The organism is Chitinophaga niabensis, from assembly GCF_039545795.1.
Taxonomy (GTDB): Bacteria; Bacteroidota; Bacteroidia; order Chitinophagales; family Chitinophagaceae; genus Chitinophaga; species Chitinophaga niabensis_B.
This window is the reverse complement of the sequence record NZ_CP154260.1, coordinates 6,772,873-6,786,333: the sequence shown is the minus strand read 5'-3', so window position 1 is coordinate 6,786,333 and position 13,461 is coordinate 6,772,873. Positions and strand designations below refer to the sequence as shown.

Below are 13,461 nucleotides of genomic sequence, written 5' to 3'. Positions count from 1 at the left end.
TATTTAAGGTTAACAATACAATTGATCGCTATGCTCATCAGCCAAACAAACCTCCCTCCGGCCATTTGATCCGGCAACCGATCCGGTAAACACCACTGCCGCTTTCAATACACTTCTCCAAACCACCTAAACTACTCTTCAGCAGATCAGGCGGAACTACATCATGCGGCCCGATCATCCAGCCATGTAATTTCATATCTTTAATCAATCCACGCTCTTTCATCAACCGCTCAAAATAGATCTTCATCGCCAGCTGTAATGAAGCCTTTGCCTCCTCTTTTGTAATGCCATATCCTGTAATATCCAATGCAGGAACATGTGCATGATAATAGGCCTGATCATCTTTAAAAAGTATCCCCGGAAGATAAGTGCTGTTGCCAGGCATACCGGTCATTGAAATTATTTTTGGCATCTGATAATGATTTTATAACATCAAATCTATCTCAAAATGTATAGTATGCATTCAAAATACACGAACACTTTATCACTTTCAGACAACAATATCTCGGTATTGGAAAATCCAACGCAAAAACGCTATCTTGTTTTATCATGAAAAAATCCACCTCCACACTCCTGTTATGCCTCATCATTGCTGTATCAGCCATGGCACAGGACAACAGCCTGCAGGTAATGACCTTTAACATCCGTTATAATAATGCGGGAGACAGTATCAATGCATGGCCCAACCGTAAGGATAAAGTATCCTCACAGGTGCTGTTCCATCATCCGCATATCCTTGGCGTACAGGAAGCGCTCTGGGATCAGATCACAGATCTCTCCACCGCACTTACACAATATAAACACGTAGGTGTTGGCCGGGATGATGGCGATAAAAAAGGAGAATTCTCTGCTATCTTTTATGATACTACCCGCCTGCTATTATTAGATGCAAAAACCTTCTGGCTTTCTGAAACACCGGATAAAGCGGGTAGTAAAGGATGGGACGCGCAACTCCCGCGCATTGTTACCTATGCACGTTTTAAAGACAGGAAAACAAAAAAGGAATTCTATCATTTCAATACCCACTTTGATCACCGGGGAAGGATTGCCCGCCGTGAAAGCGCGAAACTGCTGCTGCAAAAAGTAAATGATATTGCAGGAAAAGTACCCGTTGTGGTCACCGGAGATTTCAATGCCAAACCAAATGATGAACCTATTCAAGTGATCGTGGATACTAAAAATCCCCTGCACCTGAAAGATGCCAAACTCCTGAGCAAAACGCCGCATTACGGGCCTGCCAGCACCTTCAATAGTTTCGGGCCAAAAGAGATCGGGAACGAACCGATCGATTATATCTTCCTGAAAGGCGGGAACTGGACGGTGTGGCAACATGCCTGCCTCACGCAAACATGGGGAGGCTTATTTGCTTCAGACCACTTTGCACAGCTCGCAAACATTACCTTAGCTAAATAAAAGAAGCGCGTTCTCTTCATAAGAAGAGAACGCGCTTCTCATATTCCAATAGCTATTGCGCTCTCACCGGGCGCGGCTCCTTCTCTTCTTCAATCCGCGTAGGCGCATCCTTGCCTCCTACAATACTTTTAGCACTCACCGCAATCGCTTCAATAATATCTGCGATGTTCTTCATATCCATGCTTTCTATTTCATCATTCACGGAATGATACAAAGTATCTTTATCTATCTGCGTGGTGGAAATAGTATGTGCAGGCACTCCCAGCCTGGCCAGTGTGGCATTATCTGAACGATAGAATAAACGCTGCTCCGGATAAGGGTCCGGATGGAATTGAAAACTGGAACCATCCAGGTTCTTCTGCAGGATCTTCCCAAAATCAGATCGCTCATACCCCGTGATGAATGCACTATTCCTGCCGAACTTCGATTCCTTCCCGATCATTTCGATATTGAACATCGCAATGATCTTAGCAGGGTCCAATTGTTTGGAGAAATAACGGGAACCAAAACCACCGATCTCTTCTGCTGTAAATGCAGTAAAGATCACACTACGCTCCGGGGGATGTTTCGCAAAATAGTCCGCCAGCAGTATCACGGCTGTAACGCCGGATGCATCATCATCCGCACCATTGGCAATACTATCTTCTTCCACTGCTTTGAGGATACCAATGTGATCGTAGTGTGCAGAAAAGATCACATATTCATCCGGTTTGCTGCTGCCTTTGATCATCCCTGTTACATTGTGCAGGAACTGAGGAGTTTGATCTGCAGGCACAGAATCCAGTGCATAAATTTTTCTGCCTATAGTGGCAAAACGCTGCCGGAAATCCTGCGCACCGGGCAGGGGGATCAATCCGGCTTTTGTAAATTCTGATTCTATAAACAGGGATGCTTTCTCAATACCGGGAGAATAGGTACCACGGCCTTGCAGACTGTCTGCAGCCAGTACGCTGATAATGCGGCTAACTTCCTGTTCATTGATCTGTTGTGCTTTTAAGGGTATAACCCCTGCCAGTAGCAGACCGAGCAGAGCGGGTTGTTTAATTTTCATGAGCAGATGCGTATTTGCTTAAAAATACTAGATTCTAACTACATTTGATGAATCCGAAAGGTGATCTAATGAGCAATTCAAACATAAGACCAGATGAGAACCGGCTAAGTGCCGCAGAGAAGGAGTTCGAAAATAGTATCCGGCCTAAAGAAATCCTTGATTTTTCCGGCCAGGAACAGATCATTGTGAACCTGAAGGTCTTTATCCAGGCTGCCAAACAGCGGGACGAAGCATTGGACCACATCCTTTTCCACGGCCCTCCGGGTTTAGGGAAAACTACACTTTCCCGGATTGTTGCCAATGAATTAGGCGTGAACATCCGCGAAACTTCAGGGCCTGTTATTGAAAAACCCGGCGATCTCGCAGGGCTGCTCACCAACCTTGAACCTAAAGACGTACTGTTCATAGATGAAATACACCGCCTGAGTACAGTGGTGGAGGAATACCTGTATTCCGCCATGGAGGATTACCGTATTGATATTATGATCGATTCCGGCCCTAATGCCCGCTCTGTACAGATCAACCTTCACCCTTTCACACTGATAGGCGCCACTACCCGTTCCGGATTACTCACATCACCACTTTTAAGCAGGTTCGGGATAAAATCCCGCTTGGAATATTATAACTCGGCAACCCTGCAGAAGATCCTCTGGCGTGCCGCAGGATTGCTGGGCACCAAAATCACTTCAGACGCTGCCATGGAAATTGCCCGCCGTTCCCGTGGCACCCCGCGTATTGCCAATGGACTCTTACGCCGTGTACGGGATTTTGCACAGGTGATCGGGAATGGCGTGATAGATATGGAGATCGCGCAATACAGCCTGAAAGCATTGAGTGTGGATGAATACGGACTGGATGAAATGGATAACCGCATCCTGAATGTGATCATTGAAAACTTTAAGGGAGGACCCGTTGGGCTCACCACTATTGCCACAGCTGTAGGAGAGGAAGCCGGTACGCTGGAAGAGGTGTATGAGCCATTCCTGATACAGGAAGGGTTTATCAAACGTACACCGCGGGGAAGGGAAGTTACAGAAAAAGCTTATACCCATATGGGCAAAACACCGCTACGCGGCCCTAATATGTTATTCTAAAAAAGGCGGGCTTAAAAGCCCGCCTTTTTTATATTGCTAGTCCTTTACAACGAGCCGGAACCCATTCCCATGGATATTCACGATCTCGATATTGGTATCTTCTTTCAGGTATTTCCTTAGTTTGGCAATATATACATCCATACTTCTGCCATTGAAATAAGTATCGCTACCCCAGATCTTCTTCAAAGCAACTTCACGTGGCAGCAGATCGTTCTTATGTTCACAAAGCATATGCAGCAGTTCATTCTCTTTAGGAGAAAGTGTATGGGATTCACCATCCTTTACCAGGGTACGGAGGCGTGAATTGAAAGAGTAGGAACCAATGCTGAACTCAAAAGTTTCTTCTTCTTTATTGTTCAACTCCTGGTTGCGTTTCAGGATGGCTTTTATTTTGAGCAACAGCAATTCACTGTCGAAAGGTTTGGAGATATAATCATCCGCGCCCAGTTTATAACCCTGGATAATATCCTCCTTCATGGTTTTGGCTGAAAGGAAGAAAAGCGGAATATCCGGGTCAACGTCCCTGATCTCTTCTGCCAGTTTAAACCCATCCATATTGGGCATCATGATATCCAGCAGGCATATATCAAATTTCTCTCTCCTGAAAGCAGCAAGGGCCAGAATGCCATCCCTGCAAAGTTCTACCTCATAATCGTTCAGCTCCAGGTAATTCTTCAGTACCATGCCAAGGTTGGTATCGTCTTCCGCCAACAGTATCTTAGGTTTACGTTCTTCCATAATTAAAAGCTTTTAGCCTGAAACAAATATAACTTATCTTTTCTTCACCAGAGAGGTCAGATCGTAGCGGAGGTTGGCATAGTTGATCATATCCACTTTAATGCTTCCCACGGAGATAGGGCTGTCTATCCGAAGGGGGATCTTGTTAGCATCGTCACTCACCCAAACGCTCATGTCCTCCCCTCCTTTGAATGTATTTCCCTTTATCAGCAGGGGTTTGAACTTGATAGCCCGGAACTTGCCATAACGGGTATCCACTTCTTCCTTACCCATGTAACGAATGTAAATTTCATACACCTCATCGTCCAGGAACATGCTGAAGGGAATCTTGTCTCCCGGTTTATATTTGGAGAAATCGATATTACGGGCATAGAAAATGGCGCTGATCACATCCTGAACACAGGGTGGCACCTTAAAAGTACCGTTGGTACTGGTAGCACTGGCTGTTTCCCGGTTAAAGCCAACGTTATTATAGATCTTATATCCTCCCTCATTCACATTCCGGATAAAGCGGATGGGCAGCATGGTAGCCGTATCGATATAAGTTTCGTAGCGGTCCCGCACTTTAAAGATCCAGTCGTAGGTACGATAGGTACGCCCATCTCCTACTATATGATAGGCATCTTTACCATTATACTTTTCAAGTGTACAATTTATAACGGCTTCGCCGGCGCCTACAAACATGCTGCCGAGGTTATAGAATACTTTCAGGGTGAAGGATTCGCCTGCTTTAAAGCTGGTATTCTTTATCCCGCAGAAGTTATCCTGCGCATGAGAGCGTTCAGAAGAAAGGGTTAACCCGATAAGTAACATTAAAAAATACTTCATCGATCAATCGCTATTTATCCTTGAAAATTTTTACGCCGAGGAGCAAAATACTGCCTATAACGGCGGGTAATACCAGGTTAATGAGCCAAATGGCTACGGTTGCGGCCAGAATTCCGGCCGCGTTAGCGCTTAACAGCCCCAGAAAGCTCACGCTCACTTTGCCTCGGATGCCTATTTCGGCAATAGCTATGGTAGGTACCATGGCCATTACAAGGTAGATAACATTGATCATAAAGAACCCCTGCCACCACACAAATGTTACACCCAACGCATATAATAAAATCAAATATTGTGCCGTAAAAACCACGTACCGTATGGCACTCAGGAGTAAAAGCTTCTCCAGTTCACGGGGCGAATAACGGGCTATTATTTGTACAAACACTTTCACTTTTCGCAGCCAGGGTATCTTTTCAAATATAGCTACGATGATCCGTAACCGAAAATAGAGCATTAACACCAATACTATAATCACCGGAAGAATTGCTAACAATAATTTCTCCTTGAAATGGGGAACGAACTGGTGATCGTTCTCATTCATGGCATAGCTATTAATATAGTAGATCAGCCCTATCATGCCAAATACGATGGTGGTGATCAGCTGCGAAAAGCTCCCTACGATGGTAGCAGCAATGGCTTTCAGCTTGTTACGATTATTCAGGTAAAGGATGCGGCCACCATACTCCCCCATCCTGTTGGGCGTGTTCACAGATAAGGAAACACCACTCAGGATAGCGCCAAAGGCTCTGTAAAAAGGCACTTCTTCCAGCGGCTGCACCAGCAACTGCCATTTCCGGGCTTCCAGCCCCCAGTTGGCAAACATGAGCACGGTCACTAACAGTAAAAGAAACAAACCTTTCTGTACCAGGGACTCTTTCATGTGCTGCCAGGCAGCGGGAAGATCTGGCTGATGCTGTATCTGCTGATACAAAGCAAAGGTTAACCAGATGAAGAGGGCTGCCCCCAGAACGTAATTGAGTATTAATTTGGTACTTTTGTTCAGACGTACAGATTTTGGCAAAAATAACTTTCGCTTGGCAAACAACACTAAAATAATTCTCGGCATCGATCCAGGTACTATTATCATGGGTTATGGTTTGATTGCCGTTACCGGCCAGAAAGTTCAGATCATTGAAATGAATGTTCTGAAGCTCAACCCCAAGAAAGATCATTACGAAAGGCTGCAAAAGATCCACCACTGCATGAATGAACTCATTCAGCAACACCGGCCTCACAGTTGCGCCATTGAAGCCCCCTTCTTTGGGAAGAATGTTCAGAGTATGCTAAAATTGGGCCGGGCTCAGGGAGTAGCCATTGCCACAGCCATGCAGGCCGGGGTACAGGTAGCAGAATATTCCCCTAAAAAAGTAAAGCAGTCTATCACCGGCAACGGTAATGCCAATAAAGAACAGGTCTGGCAAATGCTGCAAAGGATCCTCCTGTTCTCCGAGCAACCTGAGTACCTGGATGCTACAGATGCCCTGGCAGTGGCGGTTTGTCATCATTTTCAGGAAAATAATCCCCTCGCAGGTGTCGGAAAGGCAAAGGGTTGGGATAAATTCCTGCAACAGCACCCTGAAAGAGTATCAAAGGGTTAGCTAGCCTTTTGAACAAATAGACGATAGCTGCTGTTTGTTAATTGGGAAAATGTACTTATTTTGAACTAAATTATGGCTGAGTCACTTAAAGAACACGTATTAAGTGAATGTTACACATGTTAAAATGATTATTTATATCTTTTATCACCCCTAATATTTTTCGTAGATGGATACGAAGGCTAGAATATTACTAGTGGAGGATGATTATAACCTGGGTGCAATTACCAAAAAGCGGTTGGAAGAATCCGGATACGAGGTGACCCACTGTTCAGATGGAGAGATAGCTTGGAAAACGTTTCAGAAAAGCCTGTACGATATATGCCTGCTGGATGTTGTAATGCCTAAGAAAAACGGCTTCGAACTGGCTAAGCAGATCAGGCAACGGAACGACTTGATCCCTATACTGTTCCTTACATCCAAATCCCTGGATGAGGACAAGATCAGCGGATTCAAGCATGGTGCTGACGACTATGTTACCAAGCCTTTCAGCATGCAGGAATTATTACTCCGTATCGAAGTTTTCCTGAAACGTACCCGTCCGCTCAATGCAGATAAACGGACTACGTTCGCCGTAGGTAAAACCACCTTTGATTATGGAGAACTTAAACTGACGGACAAAAGCGGCAAATTAAAAGCCTCCCTCACACAAAAAGAAGCAGACCTGTTGAAGTTCTTTTGCGAGAACGCCAATAAAACGCTTAAACGCGAAGAGATCCTATACCACGTCTGGGGAAAGGACGATTATTTCCTCGGCCGGAGCATGGACGTTTTTATCACCAAGATCAGAAAGCACTTCAGTGACGATAAGGAAGTAAAACTCGAAACACTCCACGGGATCGGCTTCAAGTTCTATGTATCAACATTATAACTGAGCCAGGATAGATTCCTGTATTCCCCTGAATTCTTCCGGAGATAACTTCAGTTTGGAACGGGTAAAATTAAGGTCATCAGCAGAGTTGATGGGCACCAGGTGCATATGCGCATGTGGTACCTCCAGCCCTACTACACTCAATCCCACACGGTTACAGGGAATCGCTTTTTCTATGGCTCCGGCAATAGGTTTTGCAAACAACAACCATTCCTGCAGCAGATCGTCCGCCACATCAAAAAACTTATCGGTCTCCACTTTAGGCACAATCAACGTATGCCCCTTCACTAATGGAAAAATATCCAGGAAAGCATAGAACCGGTCGTTCTCAGCAATACGGTAACTGGGAATTTCGCCTTTGATGATTTTTGAAAAGATGGTCATAACGGGTTGAGTTAAAAAAGGCCCCCCGGTCTCACGGAAGGCCTTCATACTATAAAGTTATTTTACTTAGATAGAGATCTGCTCTATCTTGAATTTCATGTTATTCCCATTAGGCGCCAGGATATTGGCTTCCTCTCCTACTTTCTTGCCCAGCAATCCTTTTCCGATCGGGGAAGTCACAGAGATCTTACCCAGTTTCAGGTCCGCTTCGGATTCTGAAACCAGCTGATAAGTAAGGGTTTTCTTATTCGCGAGATTAGTGATGGTTACCTTGCAAAGCACAGATACTTTGGAAGTATCGATGGCATCTGCTGCCACGATCCTTGCAGTAGCGATCGCATTTTCCAGGACGGCGATCTTGGCTTCATGCATGCCTTGCGCTTCCTTTGCCGCATCGTATTCTGCATTCTCTTTCAAATCCCCTTTTTCACGTGCTTCGGAAATAGCTTTGGCAATCTCTGAGCGGCCTTTTGTTTTAAGCTGCGTAAGTTCATCCCTCATTGAATCAAGGGTTTCCTTGGTTACATAATTTACGCCTGACATAACCTTTATGATTTAGTATGAGAAAAAAAAATTAACGCCCCCGCTTGCGCAAAGACGTCATTAAGTAGTGATGTTTGCAAATATAACTAAAATTTATTCCGATCCCTAGCCCGTTTCACATATAAAATTCAATAATACAGAGAAGCTAAACGTTTAGCTTCTTAAGTACGATCTGCGCCATTTTTATGCTGGCTTCATGAGAATATCCCGCTATATGCGGGGTGAGGATCACGCGGTCATTTTGCAGTAAATACTGGAATTGTTCCTTTTCTGTTGCACTGAAAGTTTCCAGTTTTTCGTTTTCCAGCACATCAAGACAAGCACCTGCAACCTTACCGGATTCCAATGCCGCCACGAGGTCAGCCGTGCTTACTACTTTACCGCGGGAAGTATTCATCAGGCATACCGGTTTTGCAAATGAACCAAAGAAAGCAGTGTTCCCCAGGTGCCGGGTTTCCTCAGTAAGCGGCAGATGCAAACTCACCACATCCGCTTCCCGGAAGATGGTTTCCATATCTGATTCCGTTACAAAGTCATTCCCATAGCCTTTTTTGTATTTATCATAAGCCAGGATGCGCATATCAAACCCCCGGAGTTTACGGGCAAATGAACTTCCCGTGTGGCCATAGCCAATAATACCAATGGTTTTGCCTCCCAGCTCCCAGGCCCTGTTGCCATCCCGCTCCCAGATCCCCTCCCGCAACTGCAGGTTACTGCGCAGCAGGTTATGCTGCAACATAATGAGCATACCCACCGCCTGTTCTCCTACTGTATCCATATTTCCTTCAGGGCTGCTAGCGCAATGAATACCTTTACTTTCTGCATAAGGCACATCTATCAGTTCCATGCCGGAACCCAAACGCCCTATCCACTGTAACTCCGTCGCGCGGTCTATCATGGCCTTATCTACTTTAATGCGGGTGGTCACGATCATGCCTTTTACATCATGTATCGCCTGCATCACACCATCATAAGTAATGGAAGGCTGGTAATTAACGGTGTATCCTTTTGACTCAAGCTGATCGATCAGGTACTCGTGTACTTTGGCAGTAATTAAAACTTTCTGACTCATAACATGTGTTCGGACAGGGCCACGAAATCTGCTACAGTAAGCTCTTCGGCCCTTTTAGTAAATATTGGTTGCTGTAAATATTCCTTATCAAAAAATCCTTTCAGCGGATTGCGTAGTTGTTTACGGCGCTGGCCGAATGCCGTTTTCACCAGCAGGGTGAACTTCTTTTCATTCTTCACAGCCAGCGGAGATTCCAGCCTGGTAAGGCGGATCACACCTGATTTCACTTTCGGCGGAGGGTTGAAGGCATCCTCATGTACTTCAAAGAGGAATTCTATATCATAGAACCGTTGCAGGAATACGCTCAGTATCCCATAATCTTTATTTCCTTCTTTCGCTGCAATCCTTACTGCCACTTCTTTCTGGAACATGCCCACTACTACAGGCACCTGCGCCCTCCAGTCCAGGACCCGGAACATGATCTGCGTGGAGATATTGTAAGGGAAATTGCCGATCACGGAAAACTGGCCCTCATAAGGAACGGGCGTTTCCAGGAAACTATCCAGGATCAGCTTTCCCTGTATAGCCGGGAAGGTTTTCTCCAGGTATTGCACTTTCTCTGCATCCAGCTCTACCGCCTTAAAGTGAATATCCGGGATCTCCAGCAGGTATTTGGTGATGGCACCCGCTCCGGGACCCACTTCCAGTACCTGCATACCCTTTTCCACAGGCAGCGATCCCACGATCTGTTTACAGATGTTCTCGTCTTTCAGGAAATGCTGACCCAGTGATTTCTTTAGCGTATACATTCGGCAAAATTAAGGAATACTACCGAGTTTGGCCGCCTCTCCTAATCTGTCAACAATTCCACGTATATTTGTCAGCATACTTTATCAAGGAAAACGCATGAGTACAACAGCCTCCGCACAAATAAACCGGCCAGTGATCGGCATCTCCGTTGGAGATCTTAACAGCATTGGAACTGAAGTGATCATTAAAACCTTCGCTGACCCGCGCATGCTGGAATTATGTACGCCTGTGATATTCGCCTCCAACAAAACCATCAACTTCTACCGGAAGCTGCTCAACGAAAACAATTTCAATTACCAGAGCATCAAGGATTTTAACCGGCTGAACCCAAAGCAGGTGAGCGTTTTCAACTGCTGGGAAGAAGAAGTGCAGATCACACCCGGCATCCTGAACGAAACCGGCGGTAAATACGCAGCCCGTTCCCTGGCGGTTGCTATTGAATGCCTGAAGAATAAAGACATCGATGGCCTGGTAACAGCGCCAATCCATAAAAAGAATATTCAAAGCGCGGATTTCAATTTCACCGGCCACACACCTTACCTGCAAAATGCTTTCCAGAGCAAGGATGTGCTGATGTTCATGACCGCAGAGAACATGCGCGTGGGCCTGCTCACGGAACATGTACCCGTTACCGAGATAGCAAAGTATGTAACAAAAGAAAATATCCTGAGCAAGCTGAATATCATGAAAGACAGCCTGGTGAAGGATTTTGGTATAGATAAACCCCGCATTGCAGTATTAGGCCTCAACCCGCATGCCGGTGACGAAGGCCTCATTGGCGATGAAGAGATCAAACACATCGGCCCTGCCATCAAACAAGCCAAACACAACGGCCTGCTTTGTTTTGGCCCCTATAGCGCAGATGCCTTTTTTGCAAGGGAAATGTTCCGCAAGTTCGATGGCGTACTGGCCATGTATCACGACCAGGGCCTGATCCCCTTCAAATCCTTAGCTACAGGAGAAGGTATCAACTTCTCCGCAGGCCTTCCTATTGTACGCACTTCTCCTGATCACGGCACTGCATTTGACATTGCCGGTAAAAACGTTGCAGACGAATCTTCTTTCAGGCAGGCTGTATACACCTGCATAGACATTATTATGCAAAGGGAAGATTATGCAGAAGCTACCCGCAATCCGCTGAAGAAATCAGAACTGGCTTCGGAAGGTCTCTAAGCTTACAGGTAGAACGCTACTATTTCCAGCAAGCCATCCCCATCTTCATAGTACACCTCATTCCGGCCATTGAGCTTGAATTCTACATCCTGCATGGAATCCACGCTGGCTACATCGCCATGTAAAACAGCCGTCAGGTTAAAGATCTGCTGACGGTTGCAACTATACAGGCTGCCGCCTACAAATGCCTCTACGCCTTTTTTGATGGCATACCAGGCCGGTAACATGCTATCCGGCAGACATTCCTCCGGAAGGATATAATCCATCAGCACCACATTGGTTTTATTCACCGTTCTGAACAACTGCATGATGTTGAGGAACTGTTCATCGCCGATATAAGGCAGCACGCCTTCAAATATTACCAGGGTGGGGAAAGCAGGAGAATACCCCGCATCGCGTAGACGATCCAGCAAATGCAGGGTATCTGTGATATCCGCCTGAATAAAATGTAATTTCTTGTTGTTGGGCAACAAACGCTGGTAGAGCTGTTCTTTCAGAACCAGGTGGTCCGTATCCACTTCAAAAACATTAGCAACCGCCTGATCATATTGTTCCAGCAAATGCAGCGAAACAGGATCAAGCCCTGCCCCTAAAATGCAGATCTGCACCGGTGCATCTTCTGATAAATACTGGTCCAGCAGATAACGGAAAAAACGTTTGCGGCATAATACCGTATAGGCGAAGTCTTTATAGGATGCTTCCATCTTTTCAGACAGCTCCTTAATATCGCTGAAATCTATTTGGGAATAATACGTTCTTTCGGGGCCGCTTTCATATAGCGAGCGTGCATGATACAGCACAAGAGCGGCTGTAGGGGCCACTTTCAGGGTATGGTCAAGGAGTTCCATTATCTGTGTCTTTAAGATAATGAAGATAGGGATTAACGCTGCATTGATGTAACAGTGCGTTACTTTTTGCCGGTATGCAGATAAGATTGAATAGACTTTACATAACCCTGAAATGCCTTCACACCTTTAGGTGTGATCTTGCAGATCGTTTGCGGATAATTATCCTTGAATTGCTTGACAACTTCAATATATTCCACATCTTTCAATTTGTTGATCTGCACACTCAGGTTACCTGCTGTAGCATTTGTTTTTTCTTTCAGATGCGTAAATTCCGCTTCCTGTTCGCTGATCAATACAGACATCACTGCCAGCCTTAGCTGTGAATGTAACACCGGATCAAGTTCTTTAAAGTCCATTTAGTTCAGTTGCGTGTAAAGGATATGTAAACATACAGGCAGGCGGCTCCTGCCTGTATGCTGTTAATTTATTTGATCTGGGAAATGAGCATTTTTGTATAAGCTTCGCCCCAATGTGGCGTGATCTTATCTGCCGGTTTCTCAGCTGCGAATTTTTTCAAAGACTCTTCAAATTTTTCTTTTGCTTTTGTTTTGCTGCCACCAAAAGCTTCCGGCGTATACAATAAACTCTGACCTTCCAGCATGTAAACCCTTGGATTCTCAGGATTCATTCTTTTGGCCTCCTCCAGGTGCTGGCCGGATTCCATACCATATTTCATGCCCCTCGTCATTGGGTCCACACCTATACGGGCAGATGCGATCATGGACAAGATACAACTGATCTCCGAATCCTTTCCTTTCAATGCTGCAGCTTTTTCGATATTCACCAATGCCTTATCTGCTATCTCATCTACCTTCCCCTTATCCTGTGTAAAAAAGGCTTCATTCACCCGGCAATACGCTGCATAATAATACGGCAGCCATTGTGTTTTTTCTGCTTCTGCAATGCGCTCGAAAGTATTAGCTGCCTGTTGGATACCTGCCGGGGTAAATGTGCTCGCACTGTCCAGCAGCCCTACCTGCTGAGTCATCGCCTGCTGGTATTGTTCACTCTGAGCCCGGGCTGCAAAAGTGATCCCGGAAACCATTAAAAGAGAAAAAAGGATCTGTTTCATTTGATTGTAGATTTTATAAACGATGAATGAAT

17 protein-coding genes are annotated in these 13,461 nt (G+C 45.4%); 5 read left to right on the top strand and 12 right to left on the bottom strand.

Features of this window, described 5'->3' with window-relative positions:
* Positions 1–37: 37 nt before the first annotated feature.
* Entirely contained in the window at positions 38–412 is a 375-nt protein-coding gene (locus AAHN97_RS27410) for a type II toxin-antitoxin system HicB family antitoxin (RefSeq protein WP_343305258.1), read from the bottom strand.
* A 137-nt stretch (positions 413–549) separates the two neighbouring features.
* Between AAHN97_RS27410 and AAHN97_RS27405 the strand changes: the two genes are divergently transcribed.
* Complete coding sequence (locus AAHN97_RS27405; RefSeq protein ID WP_343305257.1) at positions 550–1,413, top strand: endonuclease/exonuclease/phosphatase family protein; 864 nt, start codon at positions 550–552, stop codon at positions 1,411–1,413.
* Between the two features lie 52 nt (positions 1,414–1,465).
* On the opposite strand, the gene AAHN97_RS27400 is transcribed toward AAHN97_RS27405, so the two are convergent.
* Entirely contained in the window at positions 1,466–2,464 is a 999-nt protein-coding gene (locus AAHN97_RS27400) for a M20/M25/M40 family metallo-hydrolase (protein ID WP_343305256.1), read from the bottom strand.
* Positions 2,465–2,532: 68 nt separating this feature from the next.
* Here AAHN97_RS27400 and ruvB point away from each other — a divergent pair, with 68 nt between their 5' ends.
* On the top strand, positions 2,533–3,558 hold the full coding sequence (gene ruvB, locus AAHN97_RS27395) for a Holliday junction branch migration DNA helicase RuvB (RefSeq protein WP_343305255.1): 1,026 nt from the start codon (positions 2,533–2,535) through the stop codon (positions 3,556–3,558).
* 36 nt (positions 3,559–3,594) lie between these two features.
* Here the strand turns inward: ruvB and AAHN97_RS27390 are convergent, their stop codons facing one another.
* The 3 genes from AAHN97_RS27390 to AAHN97_RS27380 are packed head-to-tail and all read right to left on the bottom strand — an operon-like array spanning position 3,595 to position 6,187.
* On the bottom strand, positions 3,595–4,296 hold the full coding sequence (locus AAHN97_RS27390) for a response regulator transcription factor (RefSeq protein ID WP_343305254.1): 702 nt from the start codon (positions 4,294–4,296) through the stop codon (positions 3,595–3,597).
* A 33-nt stretch (positions 4,297–4,329) separates the two neighbouring features.
* Positions 4,330–5,124, bottom strand: a complete 795-nt coding sequence (locus AAHN97_RS27385; protein ID WP_343305253.1) for a DUF3108 domain-containing protein — start codon at positions 5,122–5,124, stop codon at positions 4,330–4,332.
* A gap of 10 nt (positions 5,125–5,134) precedes the next feature.
* Positions 5,135–6,187, bottom strand: a complete 1,053-nt coding sequence (locus AAHN97_RS27380; protein WP_343305252.1) for a lysylphosphatidylglycerol synthase transmembrane domain-containing protein — start codon at positions 6,185–6,187, stop codon at positions 5,135–5,137.
* Here AAHN97_RS27380 and ruvC point away from each other — a divergent pair.
* Together ruvC and AAHN97_RS27370 are read left to right on the top strand one after the other, a co-directional pair.
* A complete protein-coding gene (gene ruvC / locus AAHN97_RS27375; protein ID WP_343305251.1) occupies positions 6,156–6,719 on the top strand; it encodes a crossover junction endodeoxyribonuclease RuvC in 564 nt (187 codons plus the stop codon). The genes AAHN97_RS27380 and ruvC overlap by 32 nt on opposite strands.
* A gap of 166 nt (positions 6,720–6,885) precedes the next feature.
* Positions 6,886–7,587: a response regulator transcription factor gene (locus AAHN97_RS27370; protein WP_074240929.1), complete on the top strand. Its 702-nt coding sequence runs from the start codon at positions 6,886–6,888 to the stop codon at positions 7,585–7,587.
* Here AAHN97_RS27370 and AAHN97_RS27365 read toward each other — a convergent pair.
* From AAHN97_RS27365 to rsmA, 4 genes are all read right to left on the bottom strand, one after another.
* Entirely contained in the window at positions 7,582–7,971 is a 390-nt protein-coding gene (locus AAHN97_RS27365; protein ID WP_343305250.1) for an HIT family protein, read from the bottom strand. The two genes, AAHN97_RS27370 and AAHN97_RS27365, sit on opposite strands and share 6 nt — an antisense overlap.
* Positions 7,972–8,037: 66 nt before the next feature.
* Complete coding sequence (gene greA, locus AAHN97_RS27360; RefSeq protein WP_074240931.1) at positions 8,038–8,514, bottom strand: transcription elongation factor GreA; 477 nt, start codon at positions 8,512–8,514, stop codon at positions 8,038–8,040.
* A gap of 145 nt (positions 8,515–8,659) precedes the next feature.
* A complete protein-coding gene (locus AAHN97_RS27355) occupies positions 8,660–9,586 on the bottom strand; it encodes an NAD(P)-dependent oxidoreductase (RefSeq protein WP_343305249.1) in 927 nt (308 codons plus the stop codon).
* On the bottom strand, positions 9,583–10,335 hold the full coding sequence (gene rsmA / locus AAHN97_RS27350; RefSeq protein WP_343305248.1) for a 16S rRNA (adenine(1518)-N(6)/adenine(1519)-N(6))-dimethyltransferase RsmA: 753 nt from the start codon (positions 10,333–10,335) through the stop codon (positions 9,583–9,585). The genes AAHN97_RS27355 and rsmA overlap by 4 nt, the downstream gene beginning before the upstream one ends.
* A 97-nt stretch (positions 10,336–10,432) precedes the next feature.
* Between rsmA and pdxA the strand changes: the two genes are divergently transcribed.
* Positions 10,433–11,509 carry a 4-hydroxythreonine-4-phosphate dehydrogenase PdxA gene (pdxA, locus tag AAHN97_RS27345; protein WP_343305247.1) on the top strand — a complete coding sequence of 359 codons (1,077 nt, stop codon included), beginning with the start codon at positions 10,433–10,435 and terminating at the stop codon, positions 11,507–11,509.
* 2 nt (positions 11,510–11,511) lie between these two features.
* Here pdxA and AAHN97_RS27340 read toward each other — a convergent pair whose 3' ends face one another.
* From AAHN97_RS27340 to AAHN97_RS27330, 3 genes are all read right to left on the bottom strand, one after another.
* Positions 11,512–12,357 carry a class I SAM-dependent methyltransferase gene (locus AAHN97_RS27340; protein WP_343305246.1) on the bottom strand — a complete coding sequence of 282 codons (846 nt, stop codon included), beginning with the start codon at positions 12,355–12,357 and terminating at the stop codon, positions 11,512–11,514.
* Positions 12,358–12,416: 59 nt separating this feature from the next.
* Positions 12,417–12,713 (bottom strand): winged helix-turn-helix domain-containing protein, encoded by a 297-nt coding sequence (locus AAHN97_RS27335; protein WP_074240936.1) that lies wholly within the window; start codon positions 12,711–12,713, stop codon positions 12,417–12,419.
* Positions 12,714–12,781: 68 nt separating this feature from the next.
* The gene (locus AAHN97_RS27330; RefSeq protein WP_343305245.1) at positions 12,782–13,429 is read right to left on the bottom strand and encodes a hypothetical protein; all 648 of its coding nucleotides are present in this window, start codon (positions 13,427–13,429) and stop codon (positions 12,782–12,784) included.
* Positions 13,430–13,461: the final 32 nt, after the last annotated feature.

Bases quoted from the DNA above. Each gene is read 5' to 3' on its own strand.
- AAHN97_RS27365 (WP_343305250.1), bottom strand. From the start codon at position 7,971: ATGACCATCTTTTCAAAAATCATCAAAGGCGAAATTCCCAGTTACCGT.
- ruvB (WP_343305255.1), top strand. From the start codon at position 2,533: ATGAGCAATTCAAACATAAGACCAGATGAGAACCGGCTAAGTGCCGCA.
- AAHN97_RS27400 (WP_343305256.1), bottom strand. From the start codon at position 2,464: ATGAAAATTAAACAACCCGCTCTGCTCGGTCTGCTACTGGCAGGGGTT.
- AAHN97_RS27370 (WP_074240929.1), top strand. From the start codon at position 6,886: ATGGATACGAAGGCTAGAATATTACTAGTGGAGGATGATTATAACCTG.
- pdxA (WP_343305247.1), top strand. From the start codon at position 10,433: ATGAGTACAACAGCCTCCGCACAAATAAACCGGCCAGTGATCGGCATC.
- AAHN97_RS27385 (WP_343305253.1), bottom strand. From the start codon at position 5,124: ATGAAGTATTTTTTAATGTTACTTATCGGGTTAACCCTTTCTTCTGAA.
- rsmA (WP_343305248.1), bottom strand. From the start codon at position 10,335: ATGTATACGCTAAAGAAATCACTGGGTCAGCATTTCCTGAAAGACGAG.
- AAHN97_RS27330 (WP_343305245.1), bottom strand. From the start codon at position 13,429: ATGAAACAGATCCTTTTTTCTCTTTTAATGGTTTCCGGGATCACTTTT.
- AAHN97_RS27390 (WP_343305254.1), bottom strand. From the start codon at position 4,296: ATGGAAGAACGTAAACCTAAGATACTGTTGGCGGAAGACGATACCAAC.
- AAHN97_RS27355 (WP_343305249.1), bottom strand. From the start codon at position 9,586: ATGAGTCAGAAAGTTTTAATTACTGCCAAAGTACACGAGTACCTGATC.
- AAHN97_RS27405 (WP_343305257.1), top strand. From the start codon at position 550: ATGAAAAAATCCACCTCCACACTCCTGTTATGCCTCATCATTGCTGTA.
- AAHN97_RS27410 (WP_343305258.1), bottom strand. From the start codon at position 412: ATGCCAAAAATAATTTCAATGACCGGTATGCCTGGCAACAGCACTTAT.
- AAHN97_RS27335 (WP_074240936.1), bottom strand. From the start codon at position 12,713: ATGGACTTTAAAGAACTTGATCCGGTGTTACATTCACAGCTAAGGCTG.
- AAHN97_RS27380 (WP_343305252.1), bottom strand. From the start codon at position 6,187: ATGCCGAGAATTATTTTAGTGTTGTTTGCCAAGCGAAAGTTATTTTTG.
- AAHN97_RS27340 (WP_343305246.1), bottom strand. From the start codon at position 12,357: ATGGAACTCCTTGACCATACCCTGAAAGTGGCCCCTACAGCCGCTCTT.
- greA (WP_074240931.1), bottom strand. From the start codon at position 8,514: ATGTCAGGCGTAAATTATGTAACCAAGGAAACCCTTGATTCAATGAGG.